The organism is Vibrio sp. ED004 (assembly GCF_023206395.1).
In the GTDB taxonomy this organism is placed as follows: Bacteria; Pseudomonadota; Gammaproteobacteria; order Enterobacterales; family Vibrionaceae; genus Vibrio.
On sequence record NZ_CP066149.1, the window covers coordinates 2,059,435 to 2,082,482 of the forward strand.

Annotated in this window: 20 protein-coding genes and 2 pseudogenes; 11 read left to right on the forward strand and 11 right to left on the reverse strand. The window is 45.6% G+C overall.

Annotated features, from left to right (window positions below):
• Nucleotides 1–728 precede the first annotated feature (728 nt).
• The 5 genes and pseudogenes from gpmM (at nucleotide 729) to ITG10_RS09370 (ending at nucleotide 3,982) form a co-directional block, all read left to right on the forward strand.
• Entirely contained in the window at nucleotides 729–2,261 is a 1,533-nt protein-coding gene (gene gpmM / locus ITG10_RS09350) for a 2,3-bisphosphoglycerate-independent phosphoglycerate mutase (RefSeq protein ID WP_017631318.1), read from the forward strand.
• Nucleotides 2,262–2,560: 299 nt separating this feature from the next.
• Complete coding sequence (locus tag ITG10_RS09355; RefSeq protein ID WP_016768962.1) at nucleotides 2,561–3,037, forward strand: HI0074 family nucleotidyltransferase substrate-binding subunit; 477 nt, start codon at nucleotides 2,561–2,563, stop codon at nucleotides 3,035–3,037.
• Nucleotides 3,015–3,337 (forward strand): annotated as a pseudogene (locus ITG10_RS26475) (nucleotidyltransferase domain-containing protein). The gene ITG10_RS09355 and the pseudogene ITG10_RS26475 overlap by 23 nt, the downstream one beginning before the upstream one ends.
• 128 nt (nucleotides 3,338–3,465) lie before the next feature.
• Nucleotides 3,466–3,720 carry a type II toxin-antitoxin system prevent-host-death family antitoxin gene (locus ITG10_RS09365; protein WP_005483180.1) on the forward strand — a complete coding sequence of 85 codons (255 nt, stop codon included), beginning with the start codon at nucleotides 3,466–3,468 and terminating at the stop codon, nucleotides 3,718–3,720.
• Complete coding sequence (locus ITG10_RS09370) at nucleotides 3,713–3,982, forward strand: Txe/YoeB family addiction module toxin (RefSeq protein WP_016768960.1); 270 nt, start codon at nucleotides 3,713–3,715, stop codon at nucleotides 3,980–3,982. The genes ITG10_RS09365 and ITG10_RS09370 overlap by 8 nt, the downstream gene beginning before the upstream one ends.
• A gap of 69 nt (nucleotides 3,983–4,051) precedes the next feature.
• Here the strand turns inward: ITG10_RS09370 and ITG10_RS09375 are convergent, their stop codons facing one another.
• Nucleotides 4,052–4,537, reverse strand: a complete 486-nt coding sequence (locus ITG10_RS09375; RefSeq protein ID WP_016768959.1) for a methylated-DNA--[protein]-cysteine S-methyltransferase — start codon at nucleotides 4,535–4,537, stop codon at nucleotides 4,052–4,054.
• Between the two features lie 145 nt (nucleotides 4,538–4,682).
• Nucleotides 4,683–6,011 (reverse strand): MATE family efflux transporter, encoded by a 1,329-nt coding sequence (locus ITG10_RS09380; protein ID WP_017631317.1) that lies wholly within the window; start codon nucleotides 6,009–6,011, stop codon nucleotides 4,683–4,685.
• 217 nt (nucleotides 6,012–6,228) lie between these two features.
• Between ITG10_RS09380 and ITG10_RS09385 the strand changes: the two genes are divergently transcribed.
• A complete protein-coding gene (locus ITG10_RS09385; protein WP_010433998.1) occupies nucleotides 6,229–6,519 on the forward strand; it encodes a co-chaperone GroES in 291 nt (96 codons plus the stop codon).
• Nucleotides 6,520–6,707: 188 nt separating this feature from the next.
• Complete coding sequence (gene groL, locus ITG10_RS09390) at nucleotides 6,708–8,354, forward strand: chaperonin GroEL (protein WP_017631316.1); 1,647 nt, start codon at nucleotides 6,708–6,710, stop codon at nucleotides 8,352–8,354.
• A gap of 374 nt (nucleotides 8,355–8,728) precedes the next feature.
• Here the strand turns inward: groL and ITG10_RS09395 are convergent.
• Nucleotides 8,729–9,660: pseudogene (locus ITG10_RS09395) on the reverse strand (IS4 family transposase).
• Between the two features lie 335 nt (nucleotides 9,661–9,995).
• On the opposite strand from ITG10_RS09395, the gene ITG10_RS09400 reads away from it, so the two are divergent.
• Together ITG10_RS09400 and ITG10_RS09405 are read left to right on the forward strand one after the other, a co-directional pair.
• Nucleotides 9,996–11,642 (forward strand): methyl-accepting chemotaxis protein, encoded by a 1,647-nt coding sequence (locus ITG10_RS09400; RefSeq protein ID WP_017631315.1) that lies wholly within the window; start codon nucleotides 9,996–9,998, stop codon nucleotides 11,640–11,642.
• 265 nt (nucleotides 11,643–11,907) lie between these two features.
• On the forward strand, nucleotides 11,908–12,465 hold the full coding sequence (locus ITG10_RS09405) for a hypothetical protein (protein WP_016769274.1): 558 nt from the start codon (nucleotides 11,908–11,910) through the stop codon (nucleotides 12,463–12,465).
• Between the two features lie 116 nt (nucleotides 12,466–12,581).
• Here ITG10_RS09405 and ITG10_RS09410 read toward each other — a convergent pair whose 3' ends face one another.
• Nucleotides 12,582–13,070 (reverse strand): MgtC/SapB family protein, encoded by a 489-nt coding sequence (locus ITG10_RS09410; protein ID WP_016769275.1) that lies wholly within the window; start codon nucleotides 13,068–13,070, stop codon nucleotides 12,582–12,584.
• Nucleotides 13,071–13,272: 202 nt separating this feature from the next.
• Entirely contained in the window at nucleotides 13,273–14,295 is a 1,023-nt protein-coding gene (gene epmB / locus ITG10_RS09415) for an EF-P beta-lysylation protein EpmB (RefSeq protein WP_017631314.1), read from the reverse strand.
• Nucleotides 14,296–14,328: 33 nt separating this feature from the next.
• On the opposite strand from epmB, the gene efp reads away from it, so the two are divergent.
• Nucleotides 14,329–14,895: an elongation factor P gene (gene efp, locus ITG10_RS09420; protein WP_017067165.1), complete on the forward strand. Its 567-nt coding sequence runs from the start codon at nucleotides 14,329–14,331 to the stop codon at nucleotides 14,893–14,895.
• Nucleotides 14,896–15,197: 302 nt separating this feature from the next.
• On the opposite strand, the gene frdD is transcribed toward efp, so the two are convergent.
• Genes frdD through frdA form a run of 4 tightly spaced genes read right to left on the reverse strand, consistent with a single transcriptional unit; the run spans nucleotide 15,198 to nucleotide 18,578 of the window.
• Nucleotides 15,198–15,584, reverse strand: a complete 387-nt coding sequence (frdD, locus tag ITG10_RS09425) for a fumarate reductase subunit FrdD (RefSeq protein ID WP_017631313.1) — start codon at nucleotides 15,582–15,584, stop codon at nucleotides 15,198–15,200.
• A 12-nt stretch (nucleotides 15,585–15,596) separates the two neighbouring features.
• A complete protein-coding gene (gene frdC / locus ITG10_RS09430) occupies nucleotides 15,597–15,980 on the reverse strand; it encodes a fumarate reductase subunit FrdC (RefSeq protein WP_008219063.1) in 384 nt (127 codons plus the stop codon).
• Nucleotide 15,981: 1 nt separating this feature from the next.
• A complete protein-coding gene (locus tag ITG10_RS09435) occupies nucleotides 15,982–16,746 on the reverse strand; it encodes a succinate dehydrogenase/fumarate reductase iron-sulfur subunit (RefSeq protein WP_017631312.1) in 765 nt (254 codons plus the stop codon).
• Nucleotides 16,746–18,578, reverse strand: a complete 1,833-nt coding sequence (gene frdA, locus ITG10_RS09440) for a fumarate reductase (quinol) flavoprotein subunit (protein ID WP_017631311.1) — start codon at nucleotides 18,576–18,578, stop codon at nucleotides 16,746–16,748. The genes ITG10_RS09435 and frdA overlap by 1 nt, the downstream gene beginning before the upstream one ends.
• A 451-nt stretch (nucleotides 18,579–19,029) precedes the next feature.
• On the opposite strand from frdA, the gene epmA reads away from it, so the two are divergent.
• Nucleotides 19,030–20,001 (forward strand): elongation factor P--(R)-beta-lysine ligase, encoded by a 972-nt coding sequence (gene epmA, locus ITG10_RS09445; RefSeq protein ID WP_248386370.1) that lies wholly within the window; start codon nucleotides 19,030–19,032, stop codon nucleotides 19,999–20,001.
• A 57-nt stretch (nucleotides 20,002–20,058) separates the two neighbouring features.
• Here the strand turns inward: epmA and ITG10_RS09450 are convergent, their stop codons facing one another.
• Both ITG10_RS09450 and ITG10_RS09455 read right to left on the reverse strand, forming a co-directional pair.
• Nucleotides 20,059–20,946 carry a DMT family transporter gene (locus ITG10_RS09450; RefSeq protein ID WP_017631310.1) on the reverse strand — a complete coding sequence of 296 codons (888 nt, stop codon included), beginning with the start codon at nucleotides 20,944–20,946 and terminating at the stop codon, nucleotides 20,059–20,061.
• A gap of 134 nt (nucleotides 20,947–21,080) precedes the next feature.
• A complete protein-coding gene (locus ITG10_RS09455; RefSeq protein WP_017631309.1) occupies nucleotides 21,081–22,961 on the reverse strand; it encodes a methyl-accepting chemotaxis protein in 1,881 nt (626 codons plus the stop codon).
• Between the last annotated feature and the right edge of the window lie 87 nt (nucleotides 22,962–23,048).

The window sequence follows — 23,048 nt, forward strand, 5'->3', positions numbered from 1 at the left end:
TGGGCGAGATATCAAAATGCCCCCTGTTTTAGCCCATATTGGGTGTCACTTCATATCGAATATCAAACGAAAAAGGAACGATGCAAGGGGCGTAGGGCGTACTTGGGGCGCTCATTGAGCGTCTTTTTCATGGCGTCGGTACAAGTCGGTCGCCATGGTCACTGCGATGCACACTGTCTCAAAGGGCCTTCAATGGCCACGATTGTGTCTCAGGGTGAAACGCTCATGTTCGCAAGTCTCTTATTTTCTTTGGGTTTTCGGGCTGAGTGAAAACGGCCCTAAGGCGCTATGAGCCTTGGGCTAAGAGCATCTCAGTGAGAAGACTGACGCCGCGACACAGGCAGAAAAACCACCAATACTTTTCACGATGACGCGAAGTGGTCTAGAGCCGTATCCAAAGTGAGTGATGCCATAAAAGGTTCGCATGGAGTCTCTATGGTATGTATCGCCTGTATCTGAGTGGGTCCGAAGCGGGTTGTCCTTTGGAGAGCCACACCTCAACGACATCGCTGCGCGCCATTATTCATCAAGAGGATGGCGGTTTGCTTGAGAGGTCGTTGAATAATGCCTGCGAAAAGTTGTTCATCAAATGACACTTTTTTTCATATCCGATCCGCCTACCTGAGCCCTTTCTTGATCTTCCGCTACAGTTTTGACTGTAAACTGTAGTAAAATTACGCTAATTTGTTTTTATACCGATTTATTTTGAATTGAACGAGGTCAGTCCTATGTCAGCTAAGAAGCCAATGGCTCTAGTGATCCTTGACGGTTACGGTTACCGTGAAGACAACCAAGACAACGCTATCGCGAACGCTAATACACCTGTATTAGACGGTCTTATTGCTAACCAACCTAATACGCTAATCTCGGCTTCTGGCTTAGATGTAGGCCTACCAGAGGGCCAAATGGGTAACTCTGAAGTGGGGCACACCAACATCGGTGCGGGTCGCGTGGTATACCAAGATTTAACGCGTATTACTAAATCAATCGCAGACGGCGAGTTCGGCCAAACTGAAACTCTAGTTAACGCTATTGATAAAGCGGTTAAAGCTGAGAAAGCGGTTCACATCATGGGTCTTATGTCTCCAGGTGGCGTTCACTCTCATGAAGATCACATCTATGCAGCTGTTGAAATGGCAGCAGAGCGTGGCGCAGAGAAAATCTACCTACACGCATTCCTAGACGGCCGTGATACACCGCCACGTAGCGCAGAAAACACACTAGCACGCTTCCAAGCGTTGTTCGCTAAGCTAGGCAAAGGTCGTGTGGCTTCTCTTATTGGTCGCTACTACGCAATGGACCGTGATAACAACTGGGATCGCGTTCAAGAATCTTACGACCTGCTGACTCAAGCAAAAGCAGAGTTCACATTCGACACAGCAGTAGCTGGCCTAGAAGCGGCTTACGCTCGTGACGAAAACGATGAGTTTGTAAAAGCGACTGAAATCAAAGCGGAAGGCGAAGAGTCTGCTGCTATCGTTGATGGCGATGCGGTTATCTTCATGAACTACCGTGCTGACCGTGCTCGTGAAATTACACGTGCATTCGTTCCTGATTTCGACGGCTTTGCTCGTAACGTATTCCCAGCGATCGATTTCGTGATGCTGACTCAATACGCAGCAGACATCCCACTTTTATGTGCATTCCCACCGGCTTCTCTAGAGAACACCTACGGTGAATGGCTATCGAAAGAAGGCAAAACGCAGCTACGTATCTCTGAAACAGAGAAATACGCGCACGTGACGTTCTTCTTCAATGGCGGCAAAGAAGACGAGTTTGAAGGCGAAGAGCGTCAGCTTGTTGCTTCTCCAAAAGTAGCAACGTACGACCTGCAGCCAGAAATGAGCGCACCAGAGCTCACTGAGAAGCTTGTTGCAGCAATCAAAGGCGGCAAATACGACGCTATCGTTTGTAACTTCCCTAACTGTGACATGGTTGGCCACACTGGCGTTTACGATGCAGCGGTTAAAGCGGTAGAGTCGCTAGACGAATGTCTGGGTAAAGTCGTTGAAGCAATCAAAGAAGCCGATGGCCAACTGCTTATCACTGCTGACCACGGTAACGCGGAAATGATGGTAAACCCAGAAACGGGCGGCATCCACACGGCGCACACTAACCTACCAGTTCCACTTATCTATGTAGGTAGCAAAGAAGTTGAGTTCAAAGAAGGCGGCAAGCTGTCTGACTTAGCACCAACGATGCTTTCTCTGTCTGGTATTGATATCCCAGCAGAAATGTCAGGTGACGTGATCGTTAAGTAGTAAATAGTTAAGTAACTGTTTGGCTCAGCGGTTCACGTTGAGCTTTAACGATTCTGAAAGCCCACACTTCAAAGTGCGGGCTTTTTTATAAATGCGAGATACGAGTAAACGGGATACGAAGAGCTTTAAGGGCCGGTATTGGGTAAGAAAAACATGCAGGAAAGAACAGAAAGGCACGACCTTAAACAAAAGACTACAAACGGCCTTGATGAATATCGAAAGAGTGACATTGTTTAAATGATTAGGTAGCTTAAGGATCATACTATACTTATCTTTTGCCCTATCTCTAGGCTGTTTATATGAACTCAAACCCAGACCGTTGGAAGCAACGATTGCAAAACTTAATGAAAGTGCAGCAAAGGCTTGAGAGAGCGTGCTCACAAGATAGCTACAATGAGTTAGAGCTCGCTGGGTTAGTACACACTTTTAAGTTTTCTTTTGAGCTGACATGGAAGACTCTTAAAGACTTACTTGAGTTTGAAGGGTTTGATGTGGCTTCGCCGAGGAGCGTTTTTCGTACCGCCTTAGAAGCTAAGCACCTATCTCCGGAGCAGTGTGAGATCATGCTTGAAGCACTCATAAAACGAAATTTATTGTCTCACACCTATGATGAGGAAAATGTCCTTGAAGCTCAGTCACTGATCTTAGAGTCATTTTCACCAGTGATAGGGCAAGTCACACTCTATTTAAAGCTTAAATGTGATCAAGAGAGTAAATGTGATCAAGAAGGTCAATGCGAACAAAAGGTTAAATGTGAACGAGAGTTATTTGGTTAAACCAGACTCGGTCGGCCTTAAGCCTCATCAGTATCAGCTGATTGAGGATATTGTTTTGAATTATGCCTTAGTCACTCATGCCTGGGTATTCGGTTCTAGAGTCCTTGGAACTTATAAAGATAACTCCGACATTGATATTGTGATGAGGGGGACGGTATTTCGTTAAGTGTCGTCGCAGGCTTGCAAGATCGTTTAGAACAGTCGTCGCTTCCATTCAAGGTTGACTTGCTCGTTAAGCATAGAATTACATCGAATGAGCTACTTGCCCATATTGACACCTATGGAATTAAACTAAAGTAACCGAGGAGAAAAATACAAGACAACTATGTATTTTTCGTTGCCCTAGTTAGTACTACATGTTCGTTTAGTTGTACAAGTGGGCGCAAAGGGACTATACTTGTTCCATAAACTGTACATGTGGGGGTCTTATGAGAATCGTATCTTTTACTGAAGCTAGAAATGGTCTCAAAGCTGTTTTGGACGGTGTTGTTAATGATGCTGATACAACAGTCATTACACGTCGTGATTCTGAAGATGCTGTGGTTATGTCTTTAGATTACTACAACAGCTTAATGGAGACCGTTCACTTACTTCGTTCACCTCAAAACGTTGAACATTTAAATCGCTCCATAGCACAGTATCGTGCTGGAAAAACAACAGCCCGAGAGCTGATTGATGAGTAGTCGTCAACGTTTACTATCGTGGACAGATGACGCTTGGGACGACTACTTGTATTGGCAGACTCAAGACAAGAAGACGTTAAAGCGTGTCAACAAACTTATTAATGATGTGAAGCGTTCTTCATTTGATGGCATTGGTAAGCCAGAGCCGTTAAAAGAGAATTTGTCTGGGTTTTGGTCTCGTCGCATTGACGATACCAATAGGCTTGTCTACGCAGTCGATGATCAAGCGATAACGATAATTTCGTGTCGTTACCACTACTAATATGTTGTCTGATGATAATGGCGCTTTCTGATGGCGAGGCTTTATATTGTTGATCTAGCGAGTTAAGGCTTATTGCGTTCTATCTACAACCGAACGCTCAAAATCCAGTAACCATTCTTTGCGGTTCATGCCGCCGGTGTAGCCGGTTAATGTTCCATTCGCACCGATGACTCTATGACAAGGAACAACAAGACTAAATGGATTCTTGCCATTTGCACCACCGACGGCTCTTACGGCTTTTGGGTTATCCATTCTTTTCGCTTGCTCACTGTAACTGATGGTTTCGCCATATGGGATAGAGGTGAGCGCCTGCCAAGCTGCTTTTTGAAAGTCAGTGCCTTTTATCGCTCTTAATGGTAAATCGAATTCTGTTCGTTGACCTGCGAAGTACTCATCTAATTGTTTCGTCGCCAGTTGGCAAAGGTCATCTGGATTGCTAGTCATTAGCTCTTCGTGATTTATATGGTCAATTTCAATAATCGACACACCGTTACTCACAATGATCATCTTGCCAATCGGTGCGTCATAAAGCATTTTGTAAATGGTGTCTTCCATGTCATCTTCCTTCTTCTAGTCTCTTCCTGTTCTCAAGTTCTTCGAATCTCGATACCCGAAGCCGCTCTTGTATCTTTTCGAATCTCGATTTCCCGCACCTCGCATCCGCTCTAAAATCTCTTCGCATCCCGATTACTCGCATCTCCTATGCTTTAGCTCTTACACGAAGCGCAAAGCAATACCCGGATATACCGCCCATGATGTTTCCTAGTGCTAAACCAACAAACAACCCTTCGATTCCGTCGATTTGGCTGCCTATCCATGCGAAGGGCAAGGTAAACACAAACAAACGCATGAAGCTCCATTGGAAGGCTTTAAGTGGCTGATGCATCGCGTTCATGCCGCTGATCAGCATCATCACAATACCTTGGAACCCATAACTAAAGGGGACGACTAACAGGTAATGCCACAAAATGCCTCGCACGGATTCTTCTTGAGAGAACAGGGCGGCCAAAGGAATGCTCAGTGGCACCATCATTAAGAAGACCAACCCTTGGAATAAGATGGCAAAGCGCATGCTTAGAAACAGAGCCTTAAAGCTGCGTTGAGGGTTGTTTGCACCAAAGTTCTGAGCCATGAAAGGTGTAAGAGCCGAAGTAAGAGACATCAGCACAATGATAAGAATAGATTCAATACGCTGGGCAGCACCATAAGCCGCAACCGCTTCAGTCCCTTGTTTGGCCAACATCATCATGATGATAGCGCCAGTAAGTGGATTCAGGGCATTGGAAAGGGCGGCGGGTGTGCCGATGGTTAAGATCTGTTTCCAATCACTGATGATGGTTTTTAGTTTGGGTGGAGCAAGCAGCTTTTCTCGTATGGTTAATACATACAGTGAGCCACACAATGCACCAAACCAACTGAATCCGCTAGCAATGGCTGCGCCTTGAATCCCTAGCTCAGGAAAAGGCCCGTAACCGAAGATCAGCAGCGGGTCGAGAATACCGTTAAGCAGGCCTGCCAACATCATGACCTTAGCGGGTGTTTTGGTATCGCCACTCGCACGTATTGCGCTGTTGCCTGCCATAGGAATGACAAGCAGTGGTATAGCTAAATACCAGACCGACATGTATTCGGATATCAGTGGCAGTAACTCAGGTTCAGCACCTAACAGAGTAAACATGGGTTCTAGCGTTAGTAGGCCCAGCGTAGACGCAAAACCGACAAGAAGCACGGCAAGCAATAAGCCATGACAGGTAAAGCGTGCTGCATTTTGTGCGCTGCCCTGGCCAAGCAACCGACCGATACATGTCGATAAGCCAATGCCAATCCCCATGGTGATGCAGTTGATGGCAAAGGTGACTGGAAAGGTAAAGCTCACTGCTGCTAAGGCTTGGGTGCCAAGCAATGAGATGAAGAAAGTATCGACGAGGTTAAACATCAAGACCGCCACCATACCGAATATGGTCGGTATGGTCATGGTACGCAATGTACTCTCAATAGGGGCGGTTAATAGCCCGTGCTTATCTTGCATGTAAACGCCGATTGAAACTAAAACCGTAGGATAAACAGATGCGGGATACGAGTAAACGAAAAGCAGGGAAAGATGAGGGGTGAGAATCTGCACTTTAGCTCACAATTTTTTCGTTCCCCCCTTGGGATTCATCATATTGTCCCCAACATATTGTTTGACCCACGCTAATCGTGGCAACTATCAAAATTTAAATGGAAATTATCAGGAGATAAGACCGATGAATATCCGTCCTCTACATGACCGAGTTATCGTTGAGCGCCAAGAAGTTGAATCTAAATCTGCTGGTGGCATCGTTCTAACTGGTTCTGCCGCAGAAAAATCGACTCGCGGTATCATTCTAGCTGTTGGCAAAGGCCGCATTCTAGAAAACGGTTCAGTGCAACCGTTGGACGTAAAAGTTGGCGATACCGTTATCTTTGCTGAAGGTTACGGCACGAAAACTGAAAAAATCGACGGCAAAGAAGTTCTGATCATGTCTGAAAACGACATCATGGCGATCGTCGAGTAACTCGTACTCCGATCCAATCAGACGGCTTCGTTTTAACACCATGGTGCTTGGCTATATATCGTGATTCTGTCATTCCTGGAAGGGAATATAGATCAAGCCGATTGGTGACCGGAGAGCTTCACTGAAGGCCGATTCGGTATGAAAAAATGAAGCGCTAACCATAATAAAGAATTTGAAAGGAAATTAAGATGGCTGCTAAAGATGTTAAATTTGGTAATGACGCACGTATTAAAATGCTAGAAGGTGTAAACGTTCTGGCTGACGCAGTAAAAGTAACACTAGGTCCTAAAGGCCGTAACGTTGTTCTAGACAAATCATTTGGCGCACCGACTATCACTAAAGATGGTGTTTCAGTTGCACGTGAAATCGAACTTGAAGACAAGTTCCAAAACATGGGCGCACAAATGGTTAAAGAAGTGGCTTCGCAAGCGAATGACGCGGCGGGCGACGGAACAACAACAGCAACAGTATTGGCTCAGTCGATTATCGCTGAAGGCCTAAAAGCGGTTGCTGCGGGTATGAACCCAATGGATCTTAAGCGCGGTATCGACAAAGCGGTTATCGCGGCTGTTGAAGAACTGAAGAACCTTTCTGTTCCATGTGCAGATACGAAAGCTATCGCGCAAGTAGGTACTATCTCTGCAAACTCTGACGCAACAGTGGGCAACATTATTGCTGAAGCGATGGAAAAAGTAGGCCGTGATGGCGTTATCACTGTTGAAGAAGGTCAGGCTCTACAAGACGAGCTAGACGTAGTTGAAGGTATGCAGTTCGACCGCGGTTACCTATCTCCTTACTTCATCAACAACCAAGAAGCGGGTTCTGTTGATCTAGAAAGCCCATTCATTCTTCTTATCGACAAGAAAATTTCGAACATTCGTGAGCTTCTTCCGACTCTAGAAGCTGTAGCAAAAGCATCTCGTCCACTTCTTATCATCGCTGAAGATGTAGAAGGCGAAGCGCTAGCCACGCTTGTTGTGAACAACATGCGTGGCATCGTGAAAGTAGCGGCTGTTAAAGCGCCTGGTTTCGGTGACCGTCGTAAGTCTATGCTACAAGATATCGCTATCCTAACGGGCGGTACGGTTATCTCTGAAGAGATCGGCCTAGACCTAGAGAAAGTAACGCTAGAAGACCTAGGTCAAGCTAAGCGTGTAACTATCACTAAAGAAAACTCAACCATCATCGATGGCGCGGGCGAAGAAGCAATGATCCAAGGTCGTGTTTCTCAAATCCGTCAACAAATCGAAGATGCAACGTCTGACTACGACAAAGAGAAACTTCAAGAGCGCGTAGCTAAGCTAGCTGGCGGTGTTGCAGTAATCAAAGTAGGCGCTGCAACTGAAGTTGAGATGAAAGAGAAGAAAGACCGCGTTGAAGATGCACTTCACGCAACTCGCGCTGCCGTTGAAGAAGGTGTGGTTGCTGGTGGTGGTGTTGCACTTATCCGCGCTGCATCTAAAGTTGCTGGCCTTGAAGGCGACAACGAAGAGCAAAACGTCGGTATCCGCGTGGCACTACGTGCAATGGAATCGCCTATCCGTCAAATCACGAAGAACGCAGGTGATGAAGAATCTGTTGTTGCTAACAACGTTCGTGCTGGCGAAGGTAACTACGGTTACAACGCGGCGACTGGCGAATACGGCGACATGATTGCAATGGGTATCCTAGATCCAACTAAGGTAACTCGCTCTGCACTTCAGTTCGCAGCATCAGTTGCTGGTCTTATGATCACAACAGAAGCGATGATCACTGACAAGCCTCAAGATTCAGCTCCTGCAATGCCTGATATGGGCGGTATGGGCGGTATGGGTGGTATGGGTGGCATGATGTAACAACCCATGCCATGACTTGCCATTGTTTTTTTAAGGGTTTTTTATGGGTGTGTAGAGACGTTTATAGCCCCATTTGGGGTATCGCATTGCCTAGATAAGACGTTACAACGCTCATTATAAGCACTCTGAGAGGCTACTAGGCTTAATCGCTTGGTAGCCTTTTTTATTAATATCTTCTGCCTGCGTCCCACTTTTGTTGTTGCTTTGTTTTGAGCTCCCAAAACCTCTTGCGGCGTGATAAAACAGTATCTACTCTGGTGTGCCACCTGTTTTATATTGTTGGCTTTCACTGTGACTTAATTAATTTAGTCGATCCTTAATAAGGAATTTTTAGAAAATGGATGACCCAAACAAAGTGCTGAGGGATCCCCTCATCATTTCCCCAAAGCGCAACCGTGTTTGAATAGATTTTGAGCCAGCATGGTTGCAGCTACGAGCAAGTATCCCCTCGTTATTACGTAGCCAGAATGCCGTAAACTTCCATACCTAAACACACTGTTGAGAGTACATTTCGATTTCTGACAGTGTTCGCTTGGAAGTGTTTATCCCAACCTTGTTTCTGTGCATGTACGCCAACAAGCCAAAATGTCAGTTGAAGCATTAGGGCTATTAGTAGCATGATATCAAAGCGCTCTGGACTGCTAGTTCGGCTATGGCGGAGTCCTAAACCGTATGCAGGGCTTTTCAAGTCTCGGAAGGTTTCTTCAATCTGCATACGCTTTGAGTAGATCCTAACAAGTTGCTTGGGTGTTCGAGTTTCAACGGGCAAGTTAGTCGCTAAAGCCCATGGTTCTTTTGTCGAAGCGGAGTAGATTTTAGGTGATGGATGGTGACAATTAGTCCGTGTCGAACGCTGATTTTTCCGGCCTTTAGGACGTGATTTATACAGTGCAATTTGACATGAGATTGGGTTGCTCTTAGTCAACCTCTTATAGCCTAAAGTCTTTGAACGACCTTGTAGTGCCACTGAAGCTCGTAATACCATTAGCCGCTTTTGCTCACGAATATCAGACCATTCTACAAGAACAATGGGCATCGAATTACTCGAACAGATAAAGCTAGCATGCCAACGGTATACAGCAAGTCGCTCTTTGTGTAAGTGACGATTACCTAACAATCGGTCGATTCGTTTGATGTTATGTTTTGTTCTCGCTTTGGTTGGTAGGTTACGACCAAGCTCGGTAAGAGTGAGCGTTTTACTCTCAAGTAATGCGTGGCAAGCCAACGTTAAACTGTTTAGTCGTTTTAAGTGTAATTCAGGACAGAATTGGTAAAGGGAGTCGTGTAAAATATCGAGTTCGCACATCTTGTTGTCTGGTTATTGATTTTTGGCGAAACCATTTGATCACACGACAAGGTGCATATCTACCTTAACTTGATGATTTTTATCAAAATCATTAGGGGATTCCTCAGTGCTGTCCATGAATCAGCATAAAAGCCTGTTATTTTTAGCTTATGCTGTTGGGTTAAATTGTGGGAATCCAGAGAGTTTTAAGTCAGTGAGTTTTTACTATGTATTAGTCCTTACAATTTCTTTATATTATGGCCTGGAGCCAGATACTTGCTGATATTTATCAGTACGGGTGATGCTTAAGTGCGGTATTCGTATCTTAACGTTGAATTAATATAAAAAGAGATCATATGTTGGACAATCTATCAAAACTTACCATTAAATCGAGGCTGGCTATTGGGTTTGGCACGACGCTTTTTCTTATGATGCTTTTAACAGTATTAGGTATTCAAAAAGTTAACTTCATCGATGAGACCCTTACGGAAATTACCGGTGTAAACTCACTTAAGCAGCGTTATGCCATTAACTACCGTGGCAGTGTTCATGATCGCGCGATTACTATTCGTGATATTGCGATAGCCAGAACCTCTCAAGAGATTTCTCTTCTAGAGCAAGAAGTTAAGCAGCTCGAAGCTTTTTATCGTGAATCTGAAGCTCAAATGAACCAAATGCGTTCGCAAGGTGAGGTGTTTACGGCCGATGAACAACGTATTCTTGCGAAAATCGATAAGGTACAACAATACACTTTACCCTTGGTTGATGAGATTATTAGGGATAAGAAGTCGGGTACTGTAATGACCGACTCTATCCTCGATTCAGCTCGACCTGCTTTTATTCAATGGCTTGCTGCCATCAACGAATTTATTGATTATCAAGAAGAACAAAGCCAAAAGTTAACCTCTGAGGCTAGAATTGTTGCGGGTGACTTTCAACAGTTGATGCTATTGCTGACTGCGATTGCATTGACGATGTCGTTATTCGTCGGCTTTATTATTGAACGCAGTTTCAGAGCTTCTTTGGGTGGTGAACCATGGGAGATTTCTGAAATGATCAAGAAAATCTCTGAAGGTAATTTGTCCCAACGTTTCATCAAACCAGAAGAGGCCGTTGGCATCTATCGTTCGTTAATTATCCTTAATGATAAGGTGAGTACTGTCATTAAAAGCAGCCGAGGGATTTCAACACAAGTTGCCACGTCAGCTGAGCAGTTGACTGGGGTGATGGTTGATACCGCGAACAATGCTCAACATGAATTGACGCAAGTTAAGGAAATCTCTAATGCGATTAGCGAGTTATCAAGCACATCAAAAGAAGTAACATCAAACGCTGTTCATGCCGAGCAAGAGGCTAAAAAAGCGATTGATAATGTCTTTAAAGGTAACCAAACCTTAGAGGAGTCTATTGAGCTTACCCATAAGATTAATGACTCTGTAAAACAAACCGCCAGTATGATTGTCGATCTTAAAACAAATGCGATGGATATTGGTGAAGTGACGGCCGTGATCAGTACCATTTCTGATCAAACGAATTTGCTGGCCTTGAATGCAGCCATTGAAGCGGCACGAGCGGGTGAATACGGACGTGGTTTTGCCGTTGTTGCTGACGAAGTTCGTAACCTTGCATCTAAGACGCAAGATTCAACGAAGAGCATTCAAGATATTATTACCAAGCTTCAAGCTCAATCAGAAAAAGCCAATGACAACATGATCAGCAATGTTGAGCAGATCCAAGAGTCGGTGACATTGTCAGAAAATGTCCAACAATCATTCAGTCATATTGAACAGTCTGTGCAATCTATTTCTGAAATTAATACGCTAGTGACAAGCACTTCTCAAGAGCAGTTTAGTTTAACTGAGCGTATAGCATTGAATACAAACAATGCCTTTGACCTAGTGAACCAAAATGTATCAGGTATTCATCAAACTCAACAAGCGGCCAAAGAGTTATCTCAACTGGCGGTAGAGCAGAAAAAAGAGCTGGAGTTTTTTAAGGTCTAGAGAAGTTAACTGAGAATCTAAAGAGCGTAACTTAGGCTCTAAAGAAGGTAACTTAGGATCTAGAAAGCGTAACTGAGAAAATTGCTGTATGCGATACTTAAGTAGACTGTGTGAACTTTCATTGCCCTTTGTTGTTTTTTAGGCCTATATTCAATAGTACAGTTATGACATTGATTTAACATGAATAGCTGTTGAGTAAAGGATAATAAATGCTTGATTGAAAATGGATTAATCAAGTTAACAATAAGTCAGTGGAGACTTCCCAATGAAAAAACTACTTTCGGTACTTGCTGTTTCTGCAGCGGTCATGGCGCCAGCAGCATTTGCTTCTTCGCCTGTTATGTTTTCAACGATCAACGGCTTTAACGCACCAGATTCCGACGCGGTTGGTGGTGTGCGCTTGGCTTTACTTCACGGACAAGTAAACGACCTTAAAGGTGTCGACCTTGCCATTATTGGCATGTCAGAGACGCAAACGACGACAGGTGTAAATTTGGGGTTTTTTGGTGCGCATAAAGTAAACCAAGAAATGACCGGTGCTTCACTGGGTATATTCAACTGGAACCCAGGAAAAACCACAGGTTTGAACTTGGGTGCCGTTAACATCACTAACGATGTGAAAGGCGCGAACGTGAGTTTTGTAAACTACTCGGAAGGCGACACTCTGGTTGATGTTGGTGCCGCAAACCTTTCTGAAGTGTCTACGGTTCAGGTTGGTATCTTCAACAAAACTAAAAAAATCGAAGGCGTACAAGTTGGTCTGATCAACTGTGCTGACAACGGTTTCTTCCCGTGCTTCCCGATTGTGAACTTTGCTAAGTAAGCTTGAGAGCTTTGTCGCTTTATAAATCGGTAAACCGGCAGCTAAATGGTTTGCTCCTTTTCTTGGTAAGTTAAGTTTTATTCAACGCCTAAACCTATGTTTGGGCGTTGTTGTATTTACGACTTCATACGACCTTTTCTCTTCCATTTCTGATGCACGCCACGACGCAGGCTCTGGAAGCTGTTTTCTACCTTATCGACTCCCAGTAAGATAACCAGCGCCATTAGAGTGATGATAACAGATTGAGATAGGTACCCTAAGGCTATCATCATCCCCAAAGCCGCCAGCACCCAGATGATCGCGGCAGACGTGACGCCATGAATCTTACCATCCAATGTCATCATGACTCCTGCACCAAGAAACCCGACCCCCGTTATTATCTGACCAAGTACACGGGCTTGATCGAGCGTGTTAGGAGATAAGCTAATCGCCATGGTGAGAAAGAAATAAGTACCGCTGATAATCAAAATTGAGGTTCGTATTCCAACGGGTTTACCGCGGGTTTGCCTTTCGATGCCGATTAACGACCCACACAGCATACATACCGCGAGGCCTGCCCAGCTAAAGGGGGCAAGGTTGAGAGTTTGTTCTATAAATTGTGGCATATCACCCCTCCTAAAAATTTTGAATAGAGCCGAGTATGCTAATAATAGACCGGACGATCGAACAAAACCTTTTTGTCTTAACGATTGGATTGTCTGCTTGAGGTTTAACAGCCAGTGGTGGTCAATGAGAAAGTAGGGGCTTCTGTCTCTGTCGCTTCTTTGTATTCAAGACGATAAGAAGCGACCATTGCTCGAGATAGAGTTATTCAATGTGCAGATCGAGTGGTGTCTTACTGCTGCGGCCGCCGATCTCGCGAGTTAACTTAGGCACTAGGTAACCAGAAACCTCAGAGATTAAACCCTTAAAGTGATGCTTCGCTTCTTCATCTGAAATATAGAAGTGAGCGGCGCCCTGAACCTTATCAAGAACATGCATATAGTAAGGTAAAACACCGGCATCGAATAGCTTTTCGCTTAATTCTTTCAATGAGTTAGCGCTGTCATTGACGCCTTTTAGCATCACGCCCTGATTAAGCAGAGTCGCACCACTGAGTTTCAACTTATGGAAAGCTTGTTTGAGCTCCACGTTGATTTCATTGGCGTGATTGATATGGCTGACCATGACCACATTGAGGCGAGTTTGAGCTAACAATTGGCATAGTTCATCAGTCACTCGAGCAGGGATCACAACCGGTAATCGGCTATGAATTCGAACGGTTTTTACATGCGGGATCTGTTCGATGGCATGGATAAGCCAATCTAGTTCGCTGTCTTTGGCCATCAAAGGATCGCCACCGGATAAGATAACCTCGTTGATCTCCGGGTGCTGAGTCACATAGTCGAGGCTGGTTTGCCAAACCGTTTTTGAGCCCTTGTTATCTTGATACGGAAAATGACGACGGAAGCAGTAGCGACAGTTAATCGCACAGCCACCTTTCACTATCATCAATGCGCGATTTTTGTATTTGTGCAGTAGTCCAGGAATAGCGTTGTCTTGTTCTTCCAATGGATCAGCAGAATAGCCCTGATGAACCTCAAACTCTTCACTTAGAGGCAAAACCTGTCGCAGCAAAGGGTCGTGTGGGTTGCCTTTTTCCATTCGTTCGACAAAGCTAAGAGGAACCCGAAGTGCAAATAACTCACGTGCAGCAAAGCCTGCTTGCCACGGTGTTGGGTCTATTTCCAATGTCTCAAGCAGTTTTGTCGGGTCAGAGATCGCATTCGATAGTTGTTTGAGCCAGTTTTGCTCAACAGATTCGACTTTTCGGGTTATGATATGCGGCATTGAAATTAACTCAAAGATGTGGAAGAGAAAATCATGGCGTCAGTAAGCACCAATGAATTCAAAGGCGGTTTAAAATTCATGATGGATAACGAGCCTTGCTCAATTATCGAAAATGAATACGTTAAGCCAGGTAAAGGCCAAGCGTTTAACCGTGTTAAACTTCGTAAACTGCTGTCAGGCAAAGTGTTAGAGAAAACATTTAAGTCAGGCGATACAGTAGAACTAGCGGACGTTGTAGACGTTGAACTAGGCTACCTATACAGCGATGGCGAATTCTACCACTTCATGAACAACGAAACATTCGAGCAAATCGCTGCTGATGCAAAAGCAGTAGGCGAGACTTCTAAATGGTTAGTTGAAAACGACGTATGTACTCTAACGTTGTGGAATGATAACCCTATCACAGTAACTCCACCAAACTTTGTTGAGATCGCAGTAACAGAAACCGATCCTGGCCTTAAAGGCGACACACAAGGTACTGGCGGTAAGCCTGCAACTCTAGCAACTGGCGCGGTAGTTCGCGTACCTCTATTCATCGCAATCGGTGAAGTTGTTAAAGTTGATACTCGTACTGGCGAATACGTTGGTCGTGTGAAGTAATTTACTTCAAGTATCTGAAAAAGGTCGCTTAGGCGGCCTTTTTTGTATCTGGAGATCGGGGAAGAGCGGAAGAGGAAGATACGCGTAAACGAGATGCGGGATGCGAAGAGCTAGAAGGGCAGATGCGAGTAAACGGGATGCGGGATACGAAGATCGGGAAGATCAAGAGCGAGTAAGCTAGGTGTGTGAGATTCGACAAGCAAAAAAAAAGCAGAGCTGGATAACCTAGCTCTGCTTTTAGTCTTTTCGCTCTTAAGCTTTTCGCATCTCGATTACTCGAATCTCGAATCTGCTCTTAGTTGTTAAATCATAAAGATGAAGATAACAGACAATGCGCTAATTAGGCCTGCAAAGAAGTAGCAACCCACTTTACCCGCAACGCCGACGTGGAACTTAAGGTCGTGCATGCCGTGGTGAAGACGGTGCATTGCGTGCCACATTGGCAGGGCTAGCGTACCGATGATGAATAGTGCACCGATGATACTGGTCGCGAACTCAGACACACGCTCGTAGCTCATTGCATCCGCATCGATGATGCCCATTGGCACTAAGATACCTAACACTAGAACTGTGATTGGTGTGATCATCGCGAACCAAGTACCGCCAGCGCCAAATAGACCCCACCAGATTGGCTCATCAGAGCGTTGAGGATTGTGGTTAACAGGCTTAACTTTGTAGTTTGTGTTCATAACGAAAGCTCCTTACACCACAACAAGAACGATTAAAGAAATAAAAGCCACCGCTGCCCACTGAGTCAGTACGATGATTCTCTTATCAACCAATTTGCCTTTAAGGCGGATTGGCATCACTTGAGGCATCATGCTGAAGAAGGTTTGAGCGTGCATTAAGCTACCTAGCAGTGCCACGATATTAATACCGACAATGATAGGGTTCGCCATAAAGCTCAACCAACCCGCCCACGCTTCAGGGCCTTTCACTAGCGCACCTAAACCAAAAGTTAGGAACACAGTGAACAGAATCAAAGGCAGTACAGTTGCTTCACGTAGCATGTAGAAGCGGTAGAACGGATGGTTGCTCCACCATGTTCTCTTCATCTCACGAACATAAGGCTTACGATTGCTCATATTATGCCTCCTCTGCTGTTTTTACTTGCGACCCGTCTGGCTTGAACATCGAGATAACGAAGTCCATTGAAGACTCAACTTTACCTTGGTTCACTGCAGCAGCTGGGTCTACTTTCTTCGGACATACTTCAGAACAGTAACCAACGAACGTACAGCCCCAAGCGCCGTTTTCACCGTTGATAAGCTTCATACGTTCAGCTTTACCGTTGTCACGGCTATCTAGGTTGTAACGGTGAGCAAGAGTCAATGCTGCAGGGCCGATGAACTCAGGGTTCAAACCGAATTGAGGACACGCTGCGTAACAAAGACCACAGTTGATGCAGCCAGCGAACTGTTTGTACTTCGCCATTTGCTCAGGAGTTTGAATGTTAGTGCCGTCTTCAGGCTTACGGTCGTTACCAATGATGTAAGGCTTAATCGCTTCAAGGCGCTCGATGAACGGCGTCATGTCGACAATCAAATCTTTCTCGATTGGGAAGTTAGCAAGCGGTTCAATCGTTAGGCCGTTCGGGTAGTCACGTAAGAAGCTCTTACACGCTAGCTTTGGCACACCATCAACCATGATGCCGCAAGAGCCACAGATCGCCATACGACAAGACCAACGGTATGAAAGGTCTTTGTCTTGGTGATCTTTGATGTAACCAATCGCATCAAGTACTGACATGGTTTCATCGAATGGGACTTCGAAAGTCTGCATGTAAGGTTCTGCATCTTTCTCTGGGTCGTAGCGCAGAATGTCTACTTTTTGGATACGGTTCGCTGACATTATGCTTGCTCCTCTTCGCTCTTCTCATCTTTCTTAGCATTCGCTTCTGCAGCTTTTTCGGCGGCAGCGGCTTTCTCTGCTGCTTCACCGTATAGACGAGCTTTAGGTTGAGATTTAGTAATCTTCACGCCGCTGTAGTCGATAGTTGGTGCTGCATCTTCGTTGTAGAACGATAGAGAGTGTTTCAGGAAGTTCACGTCATCACGCTCTGTGCAGTTGTCGTCTAGACGTTGGTGTGCACCACGAGACTCTTTACGTAGAATTGCTGAGTGAACCATCGCTTCCGCCACTTCTAGGCCGTAGCCCACTTCGATAGCGTAAAGTAGGTCAGTGTTGAACACTTTGCCTTTGTCTTTAATGCTGATTTTCTTGTAGCGTGCTTTCAGTTCAGTGATTTTGTCGATGGTTTCTTGCATCAAGTCTTCTTGACGATAGATACCACAACCCGCTTCCATGGTGTGACCCATTTCAGTACGGATATCAGCCCAGTTCTCATCGCCTTCTTGGTTTAGTAGACCAGCGATGCGATCTTCAACTGCTTTCACTTGCTTAGCGATAGACTCTTCATTCCAGCCTTTGAATTCAGCAGCGCGTTTCACCGCTTGTTCACCCGCTACGCGACCAAATACCACGAACTCAGCCAGAGAGTTAGAACCTAGGCGGTTTGCACCGTGTAGGCCAACAGAGGCACATTCACCTACCGCGAATAGGCCTTTAATGCGAGTTTCACAAGTACCGTTAGTTTCAATACCACCCATGGTGTAGTGAACAGTTGGACGAATTGGGATTGGCTCTTTTGCTGGGTCGACGTTTACGTAAGCTTTTGCAAGCTCACAGATAAACGGTAGACGCTCTTGCAGGTACTCTTCACCAAGGTGGCGAAGGTCAAGGTGTACTACATCACCAAGCGGGTGCTTGATGGTGTTGCCTTTTTGCTGCTCGTGCCAGAATGCTTGAGAAACTTTGTCACGAGGACCCAGTTCCATGTATTTGTTTTTCGGCTCGCCCACTGGAGTTTCAGGGCCCATGCCGTAATCTTGCAGGTAACGGTAGCCGTTCTTGTTGACGATGATACCGCCTTCACCACGACAACCTTCGGTCATCAAGATGCCAGTGCCTGGAAGGCCTGTTGGGTGGTATTGAACGAACTCCATATCACGCAGTGGTACACCGTGGCGATAAGCCATTGCCATACCGTCGCCCGTTACGATGCCGCCGTTAGTATTACAGTGGTAAACACGACCTGCGCCACCCGTTGCTAGAACAACAGATTTCGCTTTAATGGTAACAAGCTCACCTTCAGACATATGAATCGCGATAAGGCCTTGTACTTCGCCCTCTTCAACGATCAAATCCACCACAAAGTATTCATCAAATCGTTTGATTGTGTCGTACTTCATCGAAGTCTGGAACAGAGTATGAAGCATGTGGAAGCCGGTTTTATCCGCTGCGAACCACGTTCTCTCTACCTTCATACCGCCGAATCGGCGTACGTTTACTTCACCGTTTTCTTTACGACTCCATGGGCAGCCCCATTGTTCCATTTGGATCATTTCGCGAGTCGCGTTTTCAACAAAGTATTCAACAACATCCTGTTCACATAGCCAGTCGCCACCGCCAACAGTATCGTTGAAGTGGTTATCTAAGCTATCTTCGTCTTTAATTACCGCTGCTGAACCGCCTTCTGCTGCTACCGTGTGCGAACGCATTGGGTAAACTTTAGAAATCAGTGCTACTTCCAGTTCAGGATTAGCTTCAGCCGCAGCAATAGCTGTACGAAGACCAGCGCCGCCTGCGCCGATGACTGCGATATCTGTGGTAATTGTCTTCACAGTTATTCTCCAGTGTGATGCGGAGTATTCCGCTTGTTATTATAAAAAGCCTATTTAGAGAGCAGTAAACGGCATCAACCGATCATCACCCCTAAGCCTTAAGTGGTAGGTTCAGTGTAAGAGAGGAGGGTGTTTGAAAAATTGATGTATTTAGGTTTTTGCTTCGGTAATGCATATAGAGGCATAGAATTTATAGGTTATGTGACTGCAATCACGGCAATCAATTGTTGATAACGATTCCCCCACAAGGCTCGTGTTAACGGCTTGTTGAGTATGATTTTTGTTATCAATGCTGGGAGAGGTCAAATATGTATAAATGTATTGTAGAACGTGATTTTATGGCTTCATGAAAACCGTATGATGACCTCATTAATACAAAGATAGAAGCTTACAAAAGCGACGAAAAGTGATAATTTTCTTCGCCTAGAATTCAGTGATATGGAACTTAGTAATGCACTCAACATGGCAACCTGCCGCAACCATTAAGCAGTTAAAGCAACGTGCTGATATCCTTAATCAAATCCGCCAGTTTTTTGCAGAGCGAGACGTGATGGAGGTCGATACGCCAGCCATGAGTCATGCCACGGTGACGGATGTGCATTTGCATACCTTCAAAACTGAATTCGTCGGTCCAGGTTATGCGCAAGGTCAACCACTGTTCTTTATGACAAGTCCTGAATTTCATATGAAGCGCTTGTTGGCAGCAGGAAGTGGCTGTATTTACCAAATTTGTAAGTCGTTTCGTAATGAAGAAAACGGCCGTTACCACAATCCTGAGTTCACTATGCTGGAGTGGTACCGTGTCGGTTTTGATCATCATGACTTGATGGATGAAATGGATCTGCTATTGCAGCAAATCTTAAAGTCAGGTGAGGCAGAACGCATGACTTACCAACAAGCCTTTATTGATGTGTTGGGTGTCTGTCCACTTGAGGATTCGATGGATACCCTAAAACAAGCGGCAGCGAAATTGGGGTTGAGTGACATTGCCGACCCTGAAGAAGACCGCGATACCTTACTGCAACTACTGTTCAGCGTGGGTGTTGAGGAAAAGATTGGTCAAACCGTGCCTGCATTTGTTTATGACTTCCCAGCTTCACAGGCGGCATTAGCTAAGATTAACCCTGAGGATTCGCGAGTAGCCGACCGCTTTGAGGTGTATTTCAAAGGCATCGAGCTGGCAAATGGCTTCCATGAATTAGATAAGCCACAAGAGCAGCTTAAGCGCTTTGAAGATGACAATGCTAAACGTATTGAGATGGGCTTATCATCTCAACCGATTGACCATCATTTGATTGAGGCATTAAAAGCGGGCTTACCAGACTGTGCGGGTGTTGCTTTAGGTATCGACAGGCTAATCATGCTGGCTTTGGGTTACGACCATATCGATGACGTAACCGCTTTCCCGTTCCCACGTTCTTAGTTTTCTGTTTTTACTGAGAGCTAATAGCTGTTAACTCTCAGCTTTCAATCCGGTTCACTAGCTCACCAAGATACCGGTTCCCACTACGGCAACAATGGCGCCGATCCAAGCGTAGGCATTTGGCCTCTGCTTGGTGTACAGCCATAGAATTGGCAGCAACATGATAGGTGTGGTTGAAGATAGTAGAGCAACCATGCCGACATTGCCTTCCTGTAGTGCATACAAGATCAGCGTCATTCCCACTGCCATCGCGAGAAAACCGTTCACTGCAGTAATTGCGAATATCTGACCATTCATCGGATTCAGTGCGCGTGAAAGCTTGGCACCCGTTAAACGAAATGCGGAATGGGCGACAAAGGCGGTGATCATTCGAATAGCAGAAGCGGCTACTGGGTCGATGCTAGTTTGCATCACGGGCTTGGCAATAATACCGCCCAATGCTTGGCAGATAGCCGCCGTGATGCCCAAAGCAACACCAATCCACACGGTACCCTTGATGGTTTCAAGTTGGTTGTTGGCTTGGCCGCGACGACCAAAGAAGATCGCGGTTAACACACCACTGAATACCAATGCAGATCCAATCAGCTCGCCAGAAGTCATGCTTTCGCTAAACAGGAAGTAACCGAGAATTGCAGAGAACACTGCATGACAGGAGAACAGTAAGCCCGCTTGGCGTGGCCCCATGCGGTTCAAACAGGCAAATAGGGCAGTATCACCAATGAAGATACCAATCAGGCCAGACAGCATCATCGGTGTGACTAAATCTGCTTCGACAGTTGACCAGCCACCAGTAAACCAAGCCATGCTCGATAAGATAATAGCGGTACAACCCATGCGCCAACGACTATAGGCGAAAGAACCTAAGTGTTGAGCAGGCTTTACTGACATTAAGCTCGCAATCGCCCAAAGAAAAGCGGCAGCAAGAGCTAACCATTCGAATCCCATCTGAATAACATCCTTGTGTCTGGGATAAATTAGCTCATCAATATGCATTAAACCGAACTGAGAACAAAGTGATTCTTAATAAAAGAACCATGAACGTTTACAGCTCGGCCTAGCTTGATGTGATTAATTACACGTTACACTTTAAAACGCTCCACATCTCGACGCATCGACTCAGCAGCACTACTCATCTCATTTGAGCTGTTGCGGCGGCTTTCCGCTTGTTGTGCAAGATCATCAGAGGCATCTTTGATTCCTTGTGTATTGCGGCTGATGTCTTCGCTAACCGCGCGTTGCTCTTCGGCTGCACTCGCTATCTGCAAGGCCATGTCGTTAATTTCGGTGATGGCTTGCGTGATTTTAGTCAGGCTGCCATGGGCTTGCTCTGCAAAACCAACGCTGTTCTCTGCCAGTTGAGTGCTGGTGGTCATGCTTTCTACGGCATGTTCAGTATTCTTCTGCAGGGTATCAATCATCACGCGGATCTCTTCCGTTGAACCATGCGTTCTTTGGCTGAGTACTCGCACTTCATCGGCGACAACTGCAAATCCACGTCCTTGCTCACCCGCACGCGCCGCTTCAATCGCGGCATTTAATGCCAACAGGTTAGTTTGCTCGGCAATCCCTTGAATGGTGGACAGGATCTGGTTGATGCTTTGCGCGTTGTTTTCCAATTCACGGATTACATTAGCAGCGTCTTCAACTTGGCTCGCAAGGCTAGTAATGGCATCGCGGTTCTGTTGAATGACCTCTTGGCCATCGTTACAAGCGGTCGCCGAAGCTTGAGAAGCGGAAGCTGTGAGTTCGGCATGGCTCGCTACCTCTGCTGCTGTGGCGGACATCTCATGAATCGCGGTCGCAATTTGGTTGATATCATTTTGCTGATTCTCAACTCGAATGGAGGATTGAGTGGCCAATTGGTTGGCTTTCTCTGCATGATTGTTGAGATCGTGGCTGTGCTCAATTACGCCTTTCAGCATGCTTTGCATCTGGCTCAAGAATTGGTTTACAAGCTCGGCTAGTTTACCAATTTCATCCATGCGTGTGATATCAATGCGCTGAGTGAGATCACCTCTGCCTTGAGCGAGTTGAGTCAGCGCTTCTGATAAGGTTTGCAATGGAGAAAGCAGGCGGTTGATGACCATCGTGCTCGCAATCGAAATCACGATGTACAAAATCAAAGAAGTTAGAGAGATGAATTGAATCGCGTCAGATACCGCAGAGAAGGCCATTTTCTTATCGATAACAATACCCAGTGACCAATCGGTATTCGGGACATTGGCAATGTAGACCAGTTTATCCCCTTGGCCAGGCCAAGTTAGGGTAGTGATCATTTGATCTTGGAGCAGTTGCGATACTTTATTGGTCGTTAACTCTGGGTTCAAACTGGTCAGTGGTTTCTGACTTAACGCTTCATCACTGTACGCAACAATGTTGTTGTTGCCATCGACCAAGAAGGCGAAGCCATCGTTATCCAGTTTTACGTTGAGCACGGTATCTATAATGCTGGTGACGGTTAAGTCTGCAGCAAGCACGCCCTGTTTTTGGCCACTGAAGGCTTTAGCAAAGCTGATGACGATGCTGCCATCGAAGTCTTGATAAGGTTCAGTAATGATAAGGTCTGATGCGGTATTCGCATCTTTGTACCATGGGCGCGTGCGAGGGTCGTAGTCTGCTGGCCAGCTTTCCGTTTTATCACCATAAGCGATCGTGCCATCGCTGAACCCGGCGTAAACCGATAGGAATTGCCCGGCTTGTTTGGTGATTAGTAATTCGCGGTCAGAGGTACTGTTGCTTGAAATGGTCGGCTCATTGGCCAGCATCATATCACTGCGAGTCGAGAGCCAATCGGCAATGTAATTAGTTGTGCCAACACTGACATTCTTCATTTCTTGGTTGATCGCAACTTCAGTCTCTTGAGTGAGCTGGGTAACCGATATCCAAGCTTGGGTACCACTTACGACGGCGATAATGATCGCAATGGCGATCTGAATTTTAAATTTAATAGTATGTCTCAAGGTCCATTCCTCTTTTATTAGACAAAAACCTAACTACAGTGACGTACTTGATGGTGAATTAATGTGTCTCTGATAGGCGTATAGTGC